This is a genomic window from Vibrio sp. TRT 2004, from assembly GCF_050113735.1.
Classification (GTDB): domain Bacteria; phylum Pseudomonadota; class Gammaproteobacteria; order Enterobacterales; family Vibrionaceae; genus Vibrio.
Genome location: NZ_JBNJOH010000026.1, coordinates 23415 through 40075, shown reverse-complemented (window position 1 = coordinate 40075; position 16661 = coordinate 23415). Strand labels below are relative to the sequence as shown.

Here is a 16661-nt window from a genome sequence, read left to right as displayed (position 1 = left end):
AATATTGATTTGGGTTAATTAAGCGGGCGAAGTCATAAGCTGGGAAATTGGATGTTAGTAAAAATGCAACGCAGGCCGCACTTTTTAACAATTTATTAATATGAAATTGGGTTAATTGAAACCAAATGAAAATATCTGAACATGCTGACCGTACAGAGAAGCTGCACGGTGTCAGAGCCGAAGAGATTCATCGTTGGATTGACGGCTTCTTTGACTACAATGGCGAAGAGCACAGTGACACCATGGCGGATGGGGTAGAATTCGATCCCTATTCACATAGACGATTTCGTCACTGCAAAGAAGCGCTGACAGAGGCAATTTCTGAGTTTGGCGACAGATATACCCTTCAACAGATTAAAAACGTTTTAGAAACGCATATTCGCGACGATTACCACGGCTATTTACCCACTCGCGCAGATTTTACCAACGACTCGTTTACCGCAAAGTATCACGACACAAGTCATGACCAAGATCTGTCGGAGGTATTGGACGAGACTGAACTTGCCGACTACTTTGTGGGTTTGAGTACACATCAGAGCGAACATCAATCGACGCTGAGTAACTTTAGTCTAAGGATCGTTGTTCCTACCGTGGTTGCGATTACGCTGTTTGTCACGGCAATTATCTATGTCATTCTACCTTTGGTGGAAGAGTCGATGCTCAACCAAAAGCGCCAGATGCTAAAAGAGCTGACGTCAACCGCGGTGAGTATCGTCGACAGCTATGTTGGCTTAGAGCAGCGTGGAGTACTCAGCCTCGAGGAAGCGCAGAAAAAGGCGGCGATGGAAATTCGTGCGATGCGCTATGGGCCTGAAAATAAAGATTATTTCTTTATTACAGATATGCAACCCAACATGGTCATGCACCCCTATAGGAGTGACTTAACCAACCAAGACCTGACCAACTACTACGAAAGTGAAAACAGTACAGGTTTCCCCATTTTTGTCGAAATCGTCAAACTGGTCAAAGCGTCTCAGCAGGGTTATCTCGAATACCAATGGCAGTGGAAGGATGACGCGTCGATCACCGCGCCTAAGATGACCTACGTCGAAGGCGTTGAAGAGTGGCAGTGGATTATTGGCACTGGCGTCTATTTTCAAGACGTCGAGCAGGAGATAGATAAATTAGAGAGCACCTTATACCGAGTTTTTGTTGGCATTACGCTCGGATTGGTGGTGATTCTCTTGTACGTTATTGGTCAGTCAAAGGCGATTGAGAAGAAGAAAAAGCGTGCCGAAATTGCACTTCACGAAGCAAAAAACCGGTATAAAGCGCTGGTAGAGTCGTCAAATGAGGGCTACATCCTTGAGGCTGATGGCAAGATAATATTTTCTAATACTCGGTTGCACCAACTATTGGGTTATACCGATACGGAACTCAAATCACGCACTATTTGGCAAGAGCTGTTTTCCGACCATCCACAAAATCGTCGTGTGTTAAATCACTTGCTACAACTGTTCAATCATCACAGTGAGCCTGCCGAGTTCGACGCCCAAATCGTGACGAAGAGTGGCCGTACTATCGATATCATTTTGAGTACCTCACGCATCTTCCTATCAGAAAAACTTGGTCATGTTGTTTCGTTCCGCCCGATTGTGCGTAAAGTGTATGGGGCGAGTTTCGGCTCGGTAAACCCGAGTTGTGATTATCGTAAAACGAGCAGCAGTATCATTACTGATATAGAGAGTAGTGACAGTCATAGCCATGTGGTTGAATCTTTGAACAGGCTAACAGACCTGATTCGTGAAATGATTGCCGCAGGCACACGCTCCGATCATTTGCGTAGCTTGATAGGTTGTACCTACGATGCCGCTATTTGTCGTTTTGTCGAACTGACAATTAAAGATATCGGGCCGCCGCCAGTGCCATTCTCGTTTGTTTCGTTTGGCAGCAATGCTCGTCACGATATGACACTGTTTTCAGATCAGGACAATGCCATCGTGTTTGAGACACCAGACGATGAGGATCTGAAAGCGATACGACGTTATTTCCTCCATTTGGGTGAAAGTGTTTGTGCGATGCTCAATCAGGCAGGATATAGCTACTGCGATGGATTGATCATGGCATCAAATCATCAGTGGTGTCTGAGTAAGAGAGAGTGGCAGGACAACTTTACCCGTTGGGTGGAGCAAGCCTCCCCAGAAACCATTTTAGAGTTGAACGTCTTTTTCGATATTCGGGCCACGTATGGCGACGCATCATTAGTCGATGATATTCAGTCACATATTCAACAGCTGTTGGTCTTACATCCGGAGTTTTTACCCATCTATGCGCAAAACTGCCTCTCGCATAAAGTGCCTTTGCCTGCCTACAATGATGATCCAGAGAGCAAGCAGGGATGTATGTCGATCAATCTCAAAGAGTGTCTAAGACCGATGGAGATCTTCTGTCGACTCTACGCTTTGAAGCACGACATCAGAGAGTGCAATACACGTATTAGATTACAAGGTTTGCTCAATGCGCAGGAGATTGATTCAAAAACCTATCGAGAAATGGTCTACATCTTCGACCATATTTGGCACCTACGTTTTATGAACCAGATCGTTGAATACAGTGATTTGCGCAGAGTAAACGATGTACTGGCTGTTAACGATCTTACCCCGCTGGAGGTACAAAACCTAACCAATGTCCTCAATCGAATCGGCATCTTCCACGATAAAGTGACAATGGACTTTGCCAGCCACGAACGTTAGTCAACACACGGAAGTGAGGGAATCGATTCACATCTCTGTGTAGTTGGGACCACCACTTTCGGGCGGAACCCACGTAATGTTTTGCGATGGATCCTTGATGTCGCAGGTTTTGCAGTGAACGCAGTTGGCTGCGTTGATTTGTAGCCTTCTCTGGCCTTCAACATTGACGATTTCGTAGACCCCCGCAGGGCAATAGCGTTGACTCGGTTCATCGAACAAGGTCATATGATGGGTTATTGGAATGTGTTGATCCGACAGCAGTAGATGGCAAGGCTGATCTTCTTCATGAAAGGTTGCAGAGAGATACACAGAAGAGGGCTTATCAAAGCTTAACTGACCGTCGGGTTTCTCGTAGTGAATAGGATGACAACGAGAGCGTTCGTATAAGGTGACATAGTCAGCTTGTGGGTCGCCAATATCCCAACTCAGTGCTGTGCCCGTTAGACGTTGCCAGATGTTTTGCTCAAACAGCGTCAGTGCGCCACCAAATAATGTTCCATAACGATGAATGGCACCAGGGAAGTTACGGTTCTGGTTCAACTCCTCATACAACCAGGACTCAGTAAACCGTTGTGCGTAATTTGCTTCTTGCTGCTGCTGTTCTATCGCTTCGAACACGGCTTCAGCGGCAAGTAAGCCTGATTTCATGGCGGTATGACATCCTTTGATTTTGGCAGCGTTAAGGGTGCCTGCTTCACAGCCAATCAGTAGCCCACCACAGAACTGTTGTTTGGGCAAAGAGAGTAACCCACCTTTGGCAATGGCTCTTGCACCATAGGCAATGCGCTCCGCTCCTTGTAAGAACTGAGCAAACTGAGGATGGTGTTTGATGCGTTGAAATTCATCAAAAGGACTTAGAAAGGGGTTGGTATAGTTGAGGTCAGTGATAAGACCGACGGCGATTAAATGATCCTCGAGATGATAGAGAAAGCCGCCTCCGCTTGAATCTGACTCGCTCAATGGCCACCCAGTCGAGTGAATTACCTTGCCCGCACTAAAACGAGAGTCATCGGCCTTTAGACGCCACAGCTCTTTGATACCGAGCGCGTAGTGTTGTGGCTGACTCTCTCTATCAAGCTTAAAGTGGCTAATCAGTTCTTTTCCTAAGCTGCCTCTCGCGCCTTCGGCAAAGATGGTCTGTTTGGCGTTAAGTTGAATCCCCGCTTGAAAAGTGCTTTTTTGCTCTCGCTGTTTGTTGAGTCCCATATCTGACGTGATAATGCCAGTTACATTCCCTTGTTCGTCGTAGCAAACTTCTCTCGCAGGGAAGCCCGGAAAAATCTCAACCCCAAGCTTCTCTGCTTGAGTCGCTAGCCAGCGGCAAAGCTTGCTTAGGCTAATCACATAGTTGTTGTGGTCATTGCGCAAAGAAAGTGGGGTCAACCAATGTGGTACTGAGATATGGTTTGCCTTGCTGGTACAGTAGATAAATTGATCCGAGGAGACGCGAGTCGTCACAGGCGCACCTTGTACCTGCCAGTCTGGGAAGAGTTCGTCGAGCGCTCTGGTCTCGAATACCGCACCAGAAAGTATATGCGCTCCGACTTCAGCGCCTTTTTCTACCACACAAATTGACAGCGTTTGTTGATGTTGTAAGGCTAATTGCGCCAGCCTACAGGCGGCAGAAAGTCCCGCGGGGCCAGCGCCGACAATCACGACATCAAAGTCCATACTCTCTCTTTCCATCTTGCATAACCTTCACGGCGATTCAACATCATGCAATAAATATAGTTACAGTTGACGTAAACGTAAACTTTACTAAGCTCAATTTATCACTTTGCTTTTCGGAGATTGCGATGAAAGTTCTGGTAGCGATTAAACGCGTAATTGACCCGTACACGAAGGTACGTATCAAAGCTGACGGATCGGGTGTAGAAACCGACAACGTTAAAATGGCAATGAATCCTTTCTGCGAGATCGCCGTTGAAGAAGCGATTCGAATGAAAGAAGTGGGTAAGGTAAGTGAAGTGATAGTCACCTCTATCGGTACTGATGATTGCCAAGAGCAGTTGCGCAGTGCGCTCGCATTAGGCGCGGATAGAGCGATACATGTCAGCAGTGAGAAGATGCTTCAGCCACTCGCGGTAGCAAGAATTCTCAAACGGCTTGCAGAAAAAGAGCAGACCCCGCTGGTTATTGTTGGCAAGCAGTCTATTGATACTGACAACAACCAAGTGGCGCAAATGTTAGCCGGTCTTATGGCGTGTCCTCAGGCGACGTTCGCATCCAAAATCGATCTTGTTCATGATGAGCTGACGGTCACTCGTGAAGTGGATGGTGGACTGGAAACGCTTAAGTTAACCCTGCCTGCCGTCATAAGTACCGACTTAAGACTCAACGAGCCACGTTATGCATCGCTACCCAATATCATGAAGGCGAAGCGTAAACCATTAGAGATCGTCAACGTTGAAAGTTTGAATGTTGACTGTTCGCCGACTCAGACTGTGCTGGAGGTTTTTGCTCCTCCTAAGCGTGAAGCTGGAATCATGGTTGCGACCGTCGCCGATTTGGTCGACAAACTTAGAAATGAAGCCAAGGTGATTGAATAAGGAGTGTGTGATGATCGAAGCCAATATTTTAGTTATCGCAGAGCATGATCATAAGACGATCTCGGCGGCGACATTATCTGTGCTGACTGCTGCGATGCAATTAAAAGGATTTTCTTCCGGTGCAAAACTCAGCGTATTGGTGGCGGGGAACCCTTATGATGAGATTTGCAATCAACTCAGTGGTTGTGAAGGAATCGACGAGTTGTTAGTGGCAGATAGCCCAGTGTATCAATCTCAGCTAAGTGAAAATCTCGCACAATTGGTGATGAGTCGTGCCTCTGAATATGGCTATTTGCTCTGTTCGTCGTCGAGCTTTGGCAAAGACATAATGCCTCGGATCGCGGCTCTGCTCGGGGTTGGAATGATGTCTGACGTGGTTGCTATTGAAAGTGGCGATACGATAGTGCGCCCGATATACGCAGGTAATGCGTTAGCGCGAGTACAAAGCCATGATGATCTAAAAGTCATGACGGTGAGAAGCACTGCGTTTGAAAAAATATCCCTTCAGGGGGCAAACACGGTCAAAATTGTGCATCTAGACCTAACGATAGATTGTCAGGGAACAGAGCTTATCAGCCGAGACAACATTCAAAGTGAACGCCCAGAATTATCCAATGCGGATGTGGTGGTTTCTGGTGGGCGTGGTGTCGGCAGCAAGGAAAATTTTGCCATGGTAGAAGCTTTGGCTGATAAGCTTGGTGGGGCGATAGGAGCCTCACGAGCGGCTGTTGATGCGGGTTTTGTTACCAACGATTTACAGGTCGGTCAGACGGGCAAAATTGTCGCACCGCGTCTCTATATCGCAGTGGGCATTTCGGGGGCGATACAGCATTTAGCAGGTATGAAAGACTCCAAGGTGATTGTTGCGATTAACAGCGACCCTGATGCGCCTATTTTCGAAATTGCCGACTATGGGCTGGTGGGGGATTTGTTTACATTACTCCCAGAATTAATAGGACAAGTCGGACGAAATGACAGATAGGATTTCTGTCTAACTCATAGATAAATAGAGTGATTTGTTCATAAAGTTCATTAACATCATTAATGAACAAAAGGGTCATTAAGAAAGGTATCTGAGCAAGATTGTTGTCGCTATTATCAAGTTTATAAGTAAACCAAATAATAATAAATTTGATTCAAGGAATGACAATGATTGCCAATAAATTCACCTTACAAAGTCGCTTAATTTTTGCGGTGCTACTGCCATGCATCGCATTAATTGCTGTTGGTGTTGCGGGATACAAGAGTATCAGTAATCTCAATCAACAGTCTGAGAAACTGTATTCAAACACGTCTGCGCCGATGCGCTCAATGGCCGAAGTCGCCTCAAGAATCCCTCGAATGCGAGTCGGTATCGATATGATGCTGCTGCAAGACACCTCCTTACGTGATCAAAAAGGGGTGCTCACTCGGGTAAAAGAGACCCGAGAAGAGGATATTCCTGAGATGCGTCAGGCAATCGAAAATGCTGTACAAGCGCAGGCAACCACTGAACTCAAGCAAGAGGTCACCAAGTTACTCAAGGAATTTGAGCGCATGGTCGCTCAAGAACTGAATCCTATGTTGGCGGTTCTAGAAAACAATGACTTGGAAAGTGCACGACAGATTTATAAACAACAATATGCTAAGACGTATGGTGTGTTAAAAAATCATGCAAACGCCATTCTTGATACCTTACTTGAACAGGCACAGCAACAGCACCAGCAGAGCAATAGCGACTATCTTGCAGGCAAACAGCAGTTGTTTGTCATTATTGCGATTGGCTTATTTTTGTCTGTTGTAACCGCGCTGGTAACGGTCATCAGTCTCAAACGACGCGTCGCTTATCTGCAAGACTCTATTTCACTTGCTGCACAGCAAATGGCATTAGACAGCCGCTTAGCACTGGCGGGAATCGATGAGCTATCCTCCATTGCAGATAGCTTTAACACCTTTGTAAGCCGTGTTCATGATTCGATTAAAGAGGTGGCGACAACCTCCAAACAGCTAGCACTAACCGCTCAACAAGTCTCCCAACATGCAGAGTTAACGCAGAACCATTGTACTAACCAAAGAGACCGTACCACACAGGTCGCGACAGCGATTCATCAACTCGGTGCCACGGTGAGTGAGATTGCTACCAACGCCGCGCAGGCAGCCGAAGTTGCCAAAGACGCAACCAGCCAAGCCCAATCGGGCTCTCAAATCGTCGATGATGCAGGAACCCAGATTAACCAGTTGACTCAAGAACTAGAGCAAGCCAGCGAAATTGTGACTTCATTAGCGAGCCAAGTTGATGATATTAGTTCGATACTTGATACCATTCGTGGTATCTCGGAGCAGACAAACCTGTTAGCGCTCAATGCTGCGATTGAAGCTGCACGCGCGGGAGAGCAAGGTCGAGGCTTTGCCGTAGTGGCTGATGAAGTGCGTAAACTTGCCAGCCTGTCTGCTGACTCGACGGAAGAGATCCAAGGGGTCATTAACCGTTTGCAAGGAGAGTCAAACCGAGCCGTTAATGCAATGGTTAATGGCAAAGAAAAAAGTGTATTGGTGGTAGAAAGTGCCGTCAATGCTAATCAGTCACTGAACAGAATCGAGCAACATATTACTCATATCAGTGATCAGAATATCCAAGTTGCAACGGCCACAGAGCAGCAATCCAGCGTGGTGGGTGAAATTAATCGCAATGTCGAAGAGATCAATCAGTTTACTGTTGAAACGGCGCAAGTTGCACAGCAATTGAATGTAAGTAGTGACCAGCTAATGGGACTATCTCGACAGTTGGATGGACTGGTGAGTAACTTCAAAGTGTAATGCTTAACAAGCCAACGTCGCTCATGATAGATGCGACGTTGGCTAACCGTTAACGTTGAAGATGCTCGACCAGTTTCTTGGTGAATCTTGCTGCTTCGCCGCCTGTACATGCACGGTGGTCAAAAGTAATCGATAGCGGCATGACTTTAACCGCAACTGGAACGCCATCTTTTATCACCACTCGTTCGATGATACGCCCAGCACCAACAATCGCGACCTGAGGTGGTGAGACAACGGGCGTGGCGAAAATGCCAGCAATGGCACCAAAATTAGAGAGGGTGATGGTTGCATGCTGTAAACTGTCTCGGCCAATTTTACGTTCTCTAATTCCTTGGACGGTTTCGTTTAACCATGTTCGGATGTCGTTATCGTCATAACTCTCAGCGTGTTTCAACACGGGGACGTAGAGCCCGTGACTGCTGTCAACCGCAATACCGATATTGACTCGGCTATGGACACAGCGGGTCATGGTTTCTGCGTCGAACCACGCATTCAGAGCCGGTTCTTCCTGACAGGCATAGACAACGGCACGAATCAATCGCCCTGATATATCCTCCGCTGCTGTCCAATTTGCCAGAGACGCTTCTTCGGTAATCGTCACTGCCGCGACACTGTGATGCGACTCAGACATGGTTGACACCATGGTTCTACGTGCACCTTTTAACACTTCAGTGCCAGGACTCTGCTTACGCGCTTCGGCATAAATGTCATTGTCGGTGATTATTCCGTTCGGCCCGGTACCGCTAACGGTGTTTAAGTCTACGCCGAGCTTTTTAGCCAGCAGGCGTGTTGAAGGTAGCGCCGTAACCAGTCCGTCTGTGGAAGGGCTGTGAGTGCTGCCGATCCAAAAATCGTCAACGTCTACATGGTGTGTAGTTTGCGATACATTACCAACCACAGTGGCCGCGTCTTGTTGCTTCTGTTTTGACGCAACGGTGCCAACTAACTCAGGTTGCTCTTCAATTTCGAGCAACAGTGCACCGATGTTTATCACATCACCCGCTTCACCATGGCGACTGACCACAACGCCTGAGTAGGGGGCCGGTACTTCCACCACCGCCTTTGCTGTTTCAACGGTAAGCAGCACTTGATCTAGCTCGACCGAATCGCCAACATTAATGTGCCATTCGACTATTTCGGATTCTGCTAGACCTTCGCCCAGATCTGGTAATAAAAACGTTTTCATTTCCAACCCTCCACAAGCTCACGTGCAGCTAAGACGATGTCTTGCTCATGAATCATAAAATAGTCTTCGTTACGGTAGTAAGGCATTATGGTATCGAATCCCGTGACACGTTTAGGTGGTGCTTTTAGTAGACACATTGCTTTTTCCGCGGTGCGAGCAAGAATCTCCGCTCCAACGCCACACGTTTTGCTGGCCTCATGCACAACGAGCAATCGGCCAGTTTTTTCTAACGATGATAGTATGGTATCCATATCAATAGGTTTGATGGAGGCGAGATCAATGACTTCCGCTTCAATTCCTTGCGAGGATAAGGTTTGCGCCGCTTGCAATGACTCAACAACGCAAGCGCCCCATGTCACTAAAGTAATGTCTCTGCCTCTACGCAGAGTAAAGCAAGTATCTAGGGGAAGCGCTTCTCCATTATCAATCACATCAGATTTGACAGTGCGATAGATGCGTTTTGGCTCGAAAAACATAACGGGATCGTTGCTTCTAATCGCCGCTAATAACAATCCATATGCGCGTTGTGGGGAAGAAGGGATGACAACTTTAAACCCAGCAGTGTGAGCAAACAGGGCTTCAACACTTTCAGAGTGATGTTCCGGAGCGTGAATACCACCGCCAAACGGTGCCCTAAATACGGCGGGACAGGTTAGGCGACCACGTGTTCGATTTCTCATGCGAGCCGCGTGACACATAAGGTGCTCCAACGCAGGAAAGACAAACCCTTGGAACTGGAATTCTGCAACGGGCCGCAAGCCCTGACTCGCCATGCCAACTGCGACACCTCCAATAAGCGCTTCAGCAAGCGGGGAATCAATCACACGACGAAGACCGAATTTTTCTTTTAAGCCAACGGTGGCACGGAATACACCGCCGTTATCGCCGACGTCTTCGCCCAGAACCACTACGCTAGAGTCGTGACTCATTTCATAGTGCAGTGCAAGGTTAACTGCTTCGACTAGAGTGAGTTCAGCCATGTTTACCTCCTTGCATGCGCATTGCTTTATTTATTAGCTCATCGCGTTGTTGATTCAGTTCGACGGGGGCTTGCTCATAAAGAAAATCAAACGCAGTTTCAGGCGCTTGAGGTGGCAGAGATAGGTAATGTTCGACTGCTAATTCGACTTGTTGTTTGCACGAGACGAGCCACTCCTGTTCAAGGTTATCGTTCCATGCGCCGTGGTTGATCAGATAGGTCTTGAGACGTTTAACGGGTTCATATAGCCAGGCTTGGTTCAGTTCGTCACCGCTCCGGTAACGCGTCGCATCATCGGCGGTGGTATGATCACTAAGTCGGTAACTGACGGCTTCGATTAGTGTCGGCCCTTTACCTTTGCGAGCGCGATCTAACGCCGCTAGAACCGTGTCATGCACAGCAACAACATCGTTCCCATCGACGGTAATTCCACGGATCCCAGCTCCTTGCGCTTTATCTGAGAGAAAATCAGCGGCACATTGCAGCGCACGGGGTACCGATATCGCCCATTGATTATTGTTCACGACGAACACAAGTGGCAGGTTCCAAGCACCGGCGCAATTGATGCTTTCAAGAAAATCACCTTTCGAAGTCGCGCCATCGCCACAGGTGACGAGGGCTGCGTGGTGTTGATTGTCTATTTTCAGCGCTGCCGCAACACCAACAGCGTGGGTGCATTGAGTCGCAATAGGTACGCAGAAAGGTAAGTCATGGCATGGTTCTGGGGTATCACTTTGGGGCGCAACATGAAAGTCACTGCCTCGTTCATCGCCTCCCCAATATTGAAGGTTCTTTTCCATCGCGATGCCTCGTGCCCACATTGCGGGCATATCGCGATAATAGGGAATAAAGACATCTCTTGGATGCATCGCATGGCCAATTGCCACACCATAAGCCTCAGAACCCAGATGGGAAGGGTAAGTCCCCAGTTTCCCCGTCCGTTGCAGCGCCACCGCTTTATTGTCATAAGTTCGGGTGAGCAGCATATCTTTATAAAAATCGGTTAGGGTCGCTAAGTCTGCCCATGCGGGAAGTTGGTTGACCGCGTTACCTTCGTGATCGATGAAGCGTAACATGGGTAGTGTCTGAACATTCATTACTATCTCCTTTATGTTACTCATTAGTGGATCGCACTTGGAGCAACGGTGTCTGACTCAGTGACCATGTTTCGGCACATCAAAGCCCAGATAGATACTTAAGTTTCATACATCTCTAAGTTAGTGACTAAAACAACCTGCTGATGAATTCGCCACCTGCGTATTTTTCACCTGTAAACAAAGATGAAAACAGCGATCAATTTCAATCATCACACTTTAAGGTAAGTGTAACAAAGATGTTAAAAGTTGCGTGTTGAGAATGATTATTGTGTAGTAAAGCTGAGCTTACACTTGCGTGAGTTGTGGCGAAAAATCGCGTTTATTAACAAAGACGGGATGAATAGTTAGTTATTTATACTTGTGATTGAGCTTGATCTAGAGGATTGGTTTGCAAGTTTAGATACAAAATATCTGTTTGTTAGCCGTGTATCTAAACGAAAACAGCAGACCGAAGCCTGCTGTTTAACGAGTTAGAGCGAAATGTCAGATTATTCTGGTTGCTCTGCTAGGTTTTGTTTTGGTTGCTGTGCTTTGTACACTTTACCTGCGTTGAAACGTTCTAGGTAATCCGCTAGGTCACGTTTCACTTCTGGTACTAGGATGTAAAGACCAACAATGTTCACTAGAGCCATTGCAAAGATCATAGCATCTGAGAAGTCGATAACTGGACCAAGGTTCATTGCCGCACCAATGACAACAAAGATACAGAACTTAACTTTGAAGATGATTTCTGCAGTTTTGCTCTCACCGAACAAGTAAGTCCAAGCTTTTAGACCGTAGTATGACCAAGAGATCATCGTAGAGAAAGCAAATAGGATTACTGCTACAGCAAGTAGGTAAGGGAACCAGCTAATTGCGCTACCAAATGCGGCAGACGTTAGTTCAACACCCGCTAGACCTGTATCAGTGTCTAGGTAACCTGTGATGATGATAACTAGTGCAGTCATAGTACAGATAACAACCGTATCAATGAAAGGTTCTAGTAACGACACAAAGCCTTCTGACATTGGTTCTTTTGTTTTTACCGCTGAGTGAGCGATAGCCGCCGAACCAACACCCGCTTCGTTCGAGAACGCCGCACGTTTGAAGCCTTGAATTAGAACACCGATTACACCACCAGCAACACCTTCACCAGTGAATGCGCCGTTAAAGATTGCTGAGAATGCGTCATCGATGCGATCAAAGTTCATCAAGATAATGATGATTGCGGCACCAACGTAGATAGTTGCCATGAATGGAACAACCTTCTCAGTCACTTTAGCGATAGACTTAATACCACCGATGATTACGATACCAACGATCACTGCTAGGATCAGGCCAAACAACCAACCTTTATCTGCAAAGAATGAAGCATCGCCACCAGTAACACTTACAACCTGTTTGAACGCTTGGTTTGCTTGGAACATGTTACCGCCACCAAGTGAACCGCCGATAGCGAACACAGAGAACAGAACGGCAAGAGTACGACCGAATGCGGCATTGCCACGTTTAGCCAGACCTTTGCTTAGGTAGTACATTGGACCACCAGAAACAGAACCGTCTGGGTTTGTGTTACGGTATTTAACACCAAGTGCACACTCTACAAACTTACTCGACATACCAAGTAGGCCTGCAAGGATCATCCAGAATGTCGCACCAGCGCCACCGATAGACACCGCCACAGCAACACCAGCGATGTTACCTAAACCTACAGTGCCCGAAAGAGCTGTTGTCAGTGCTTGGAAGTGAGAAACCTCACCATCTTGTTTTGATTTTGGATCTGAGAACTTACCAGATACCAGTTCGATAGCGTGTTTAAAACCACGCACGTTAATGAAGCCTAAGTAGACTGTGAAGAAAGTTGCTGCAACAACTAACCAAAGAACAATCCACGGCACCTGTACGTCACTAAAAGGGAACGGAATAGTCGAGAAGATCATTCCTACAAAAGGGTTAACGATAGGTGCAACGACTTCGTTGATCTTGTCATCCAAGTTGGATGCTGCAGCGCTACCTGCAAATATACTCGCCAATATGGCTAGCGAAATACGCTTTGTCATGCTTTTCCTGCCTGTGAAATGGGTGTTTTTATAAATAATACTTATATTGTGTTGTGTTTTGTTACATTTGTGTAACGTTGCCTATTATTCATTTAATAAATAAGCACGCAACATCTTTGACGGAAAAGTTGATCTAGCAAACAATTCTGATTTTTACTAACCAGTTAGGCTGATTTTGAACTTATTCACTGCTTTTGGTGAAAAATCTGGATTTTCTATAAAGATATAATTGACTATTTTGGTCGGATATTTTGCGGTTTGGGCGAATATATAAAACTGTCTGATTACTATTCGAACAGTGGTAGATGAGGCTAACCCCCGATTTTGCAGATTATTTGTACTGGATTCTGAAACAAAATGTTATCGAGCCTAAATCTGAGCAGCGCGATCACTATAGAGGGCGGATTGGGTATTGCCAAAACACTATATATAGATTGTGTTGTAGGAAATAACCTATTTAAAACAAAAGGTTAACATAGTAAATTTTGTGTCAAATGTCTATTGTGATGGATTGATTTAGCCGATAACAAGAGTACGATGCGCGCCTTCTTGATTAAGTGGTGGTATACATGAAAACTAACGTATTAAAAATGGCTATTGTAGTAGGCTTAGGTGTTTCTTCTCTTACTGGTTGTATGGGACAAATGGCGACCACAGGTCTTGTGTCAAAATTCAACCTAGAAGTGGTAGATAACCGCTACGGTCGTGAAGGTATGTTCCTGCTTCTTTCACCTATCTATGGTATCGCCGGTACTGTCGATCTATTCGTCTTCAACGCGATTGAGTTTTGGACAGGTACCAACCCAATTTCTGGTAAATCACCAGCGGTAGTAGACACTCCGACCAAAAACTACATCAAAGTGAATGGCCATTTAGACAGCTCACTTAAAGATGTTCCTTTGTCGAACAACGCAAACATCGAAAAAGCAACGATGCAGCAAATCGACGAAAACACAATGCAGATGGATATTTCATACATTGATGGTACTCAACAAGTACTTCGTGGTGAAAAGTCGCAAGATAGCGTAGCCTTCTACCTAGATGACCAGTACATTACGACAGTCTCTAATGATGAGCTAACGAATTACGTAGCAGCGGCAAATATTTAATAGCCCTGTTATATCGTGTTTCCAAGTCCTCGCTTAGCGGGGACTTTTTTTTGCACTTACCGACTGGCTCATACAAAAGTTTAATTTATTGATACACATTTATTTAACAACATTGAGCAAGACGCTATAGTAAGCATTGAACTTACTATAGGAGTTAATGGATGAAACTCACGATATCAGGGAAGTTACAGCTAAGTTTTCTGTCACTTGCAGTACTTTTTATCGTTTCCGCATTTTTAATCTTCCGCAGCATTAATACTGTCGATACGCAGACTCGTTCGTTACTAGAGAGTGATCTGCCGACCGTAGATGCCGGTCGTTCCATTCAGCAATCTATTCAAGCTACAGTCTCTTCTCTACGAGCGTACATGCTGCTTGGAGGGGATGAAATGACGGGGGCTGAGCAGAGAGACAACTTAGCCCAAGCGTTACTCAAGGTTGATGAAGCGCTCCCCCAATTAGAAACGCTGTTAGTTGCAGAGAGCTACCAAAGAGTTTTGTCACAATGGACAGTGGTAACCAAATCATTGAATGAAATCGCCGAGCTCAGCCATAGCGATGAAAACCTTCCTGCTCACTCACTATTTATCTTTGAAGCCGCCCCTATCGCAGAGGTCGCACTTGATCAACTGCAAGGTTTAATCAATGACGAAGCAGGGAATAAAGAGGGTGGAGAGCGTAAGCGTCTATTCAGGCTCTATGCAGATAGCTATACCTCGTTAGCAAACGCCCTTTCATCAATGCGAGATTTTCTTCAATACGGTAGCCAAGACCATCTCGACAAGTACCAAGAATTTCTAAACATCCACGCCAAATCTGTAGATGAAATCGAGTCTAAGACCGATTTGCTATCAAGCAGTGACCAAGGACTATGGTCACTGTTCAAAGAGATGCAACAGCTCTATTTTCCCTTAGCGGATCAGGTAGTGAATCTTCGTAAATCGAACGATTGGAACATCGCAAATCAGAAGATGGCAAACGAACTGGTTCCTGCTGTACAGCAACTTGATGCTAGCCTCGAGGCGGTGATCAACCAGCAGCAAGCTCAAGCTGATGCGAGTGGGCAAGGGATCTTTAGCTCAGTCACGAATGTCATTCGTTTGCTGGTTGGCTCGATTGCTCTGGTCGTGATCGTATCGGTAACGACTGCCCACCTCATGGGCAAAAACATCGGTCGTCGTGTATCGATTGTGCCCAAACGTGCCGAGTCCATCGCTGATGGTGATGTATCTCAAGCCTCGCTAGAAATTGAAGGTAGCGACGAGCTGGCCAGTTTGATGCATTCGATCAATCGAATGAATGATGAGCTCGCCAGTATAGTAAAAGGTGTCACGACTAAAGCGAACACTGTCAGCGATAGTATGAAGTCGTTGCTCGACGCCAACGAAGCGACGGTTTCTCAGGTCGAACGTCAGAAGGCGACTATGGCACTAGTTGGCCAGCAAGTGAGTGAAGTGAGCCAGTCTGCCAACGACACTGCAATACAAGCAGAGCAGTCAGTGACTAATTTGCTTGAATCGAAACAACAGATCGAACGTGGTTCACAAGCGTTGGATCTCAATAAACATACTGTAGGTTTGCTGCACACAACAATAGAAAAAGCGAGTGACCAGGTGGATGAGCTCAGCAAAGAAAGTGAAGCGATTGGCCGGGTTACCGAGGTGATTGAAGGTTTAGCGGAACAAACGAATTTGCTCGCGCTAAATGCGGCGATTGAAGCTGCAAGGGCAGGGGAATATGGTCGAGGTTTTGCTGTGGTTGCCGACGAAGTTCGATTACTCGCTATGCGCACCACAGAATCGACTACAGAAATCAACAACATCGTTAACGCGATCCAAACTTCGACGAGAGCCGTTGTCAACGAAATTGACAAAAGTAAGGATTTAGCTCGCGAAGGTGCGGAACATACCGAACTGGCGTATGGGACACTCAACTCAACCACGGATCAAATTGAAGTGCTTAACCAACAGATGAAAGAGTTATTGAGTTCCGCTCAGCAACAGTCGTTAGCGACCGACGAAATACAGAGCTTAATGGAAGAGGTCATCTTATCCGTTGAGGACGTCGCGAAGATATCCAATTCTTCTTCTGATATATCGAGTCAGGTTCGGACTCAAGTGAACGAACTCAACAATGAGATGGGACAGTTTAAAATAAGCTAATTTGTTGAATTAGTGAGATTTGACGCGAATTACTTAACAATAATCATAATT

The 16661-nt window shown here is 46.2% G+C and carries 11 protein-coding genes; 6 read left to right on the top strand and 5 right to left on the bottom strand.

What is annotated here, in order from left to right:
* The first annotated feature begins 125 nt into the window (after positions 1-125).
* Positions 126-2693: a DUF294 nucleotidyltransferase-like domain-containing protein gene (locus tag ACQEXR_RS11955; RefSeq protein ID WP_426952998.1), complete on the top strand. Its 2568-nt coding sequence runs from the start codon at positions 126-128 to the stop codon at positions 2691-2693.
* A 27-nt stretch (positions 2694-2720) separates the two neighbouring features.
* On the opposite strand, the gene ACQEXR_RS11950 is transcribed toward ACQEXR_RS11955, so the two are convergent.
* The gene (locus ACQEXR_RS11950; RefSeq protein ID WP_427020406.1) at positions 2721-4379 is read right to left on the bottom strand and encodes an electron transfer flavoprotein-ubiquinone oxidoreductase; all 1659 of its coding nucleotides are present in this window, start codon (positions 4377-4379) and stop codon (positions 2721-2723) included.
* Positions 4380-4489: 110 nt separating this feature from the next.
* Here ACQEXR_RS11950 and ACQEXR_RS11945 point away from each other — a divergent pair, with 110 nt between their 5' ends.
* The 3 genes from ACQEXR_RS11945 (at position 4490) to ACQEXR_RS11935 (ending at position 8038) form a co-directional block, all read left to right on the top strand.
* Positions 4490-5242 carry an electron transfer flavoprotein subunit beta/FixA family protein gene (locus ACQEXR_RS11945; RefSeq protein WP_426952996.1) on the top strand — a complete coding sequence of 251 codons (753 nt, stop codon included), beginning with the start codon at positions 4490-4492 and terminating at the stop codon, positions 5240-5242.
* 10 nt (positions 5243-5252) lie between these two features.
* Positions 5253-6224 carry an electron transfer flavoprotein subunit alpha/FixB family protein gene (locus ACQEXR_RS11940; protein ID WP_427020405.1) on the top strand — a complete coding sequence of 324 codons (972 nt, stop codon included), beginning with the start codon at positions 5253-5255 and terminating at the stop codon, positions 6222-6224.
* 167 nt (positions 6225-6391) lie between these two features.
* Positions 6392-8038 carry a methyl-accepting chemotaxis protein gene (locus ACQEXR_RS11935; protein WP_427020404.1) on the top strand — a complete coding sequence of 549 codons (1647 nt, stop codon included), beginning with the start codon at positions 6392-6394 and terminating at the stop codon, positions 8036-8038.
* Positions 8039-8087: 49 nt separating this feature from the next.
* Here ACQEXR_RS11935 and ACQEXR_RS11930 read toward each other — a convergent pair whose 3' ends face one another.
* The 4 genes from ACQEXR_RS11930 to ACQEXR_RS11915 all read right to left on the bottom strand — a co-directional run bounded on the left by ACQEXR_RS11930 (position 8088) and on the right by ACQEXR_RS11915 (position 13339).
* The gene (locus ACQEXR_RS11930) at positions 8088-9224 is read right to left on the bottom strand and encodes a dihydrolipoamide acetyltransferase family protein (RefSeq protein ID WP_427020403.1); all 1137 of its coding nucleotides are present in this window, start codon (positions 9222-9224) and stop codon (positions 8088-8090) included.
* Positions 9221-10204: an alpha-ketoacid dehydrogenase subunit beta gene (locus ACQEXR_RS11925; RefSeq protein WP_426952992.1), complete on the bottom strand. Its 984-nt coding sequence runs from the start codon at positions 10202-10204 to the stop codon at positions 9221-9223. Before ACQEXR_RS11925 ends, ACQEXR_RS11930 begins: the two co-directional genes overlap by 4 nt.
* Positions 10197-11300, bottom strand: coding sequence for a pyruvate dehydrogenase (acetyl-transferring) E1 component subunit alpha (gene pdhA / locus ACQEXR_RS11920; protein ID WP_427020402.1), 1104 nt, complete (start codon positions 11298-11300; stop codon positions 10197-10199). The genes ACQEXR_RS11925 and pdhA overlap by 8 nt, the downstream gene beginning before the upstream one ends.
* Before the next feature lie 488 nt (positions 11301-11788).
* Positions 11789-13339: an alanine/glycine:cation symporter family protein gene (locus ACQEXR_RS11915; RefSeq protein WP_427020401.1), complete on the bottom strand. Its 1551-nt coding sequence runs from the start codon at positions 13337-13339 to the stop codon at positions 11789-11791.
* Positions 13340-13908: 569 nt separating this feature from the next.
* Here ACQEXR_RS11915 and ACQEXR_RS11910 point away from each other — a divergent pair.
* Together ACQEXR_RS11910 and ACQEXR_RS11905 are read left to right on the top strand one after the other, a co-directional pair.
* Positions 13909-14448 carry a DUF3332 domain-containing protein gene (locus ACQEXR_RS11910; protein WP_426952989.1) on the top strand — a complete coding sequence of 180 codons (540 nt, stop codon included), beginning with the start codon at positions 13909-13911 and terminating at the stop codon, positions 14446-14448.
* Between the two features lie 161 nt (positions 14449-14609).
* Positions 14610-16610 (top strand): HAMP domain-containing methyl-accepting chemotaxis protein, encoded by a 2001-nt coding sequence (locus tag ACQEXR_RS11905; RefSeq protein ID WP_427020400.1) that lies wholly within the window; start codon positions 14610-14612, stop codon positions 16608-16610.
* The last annotated feature ends 51 nt before the right edge of the window (positions 16611-16661 follow it).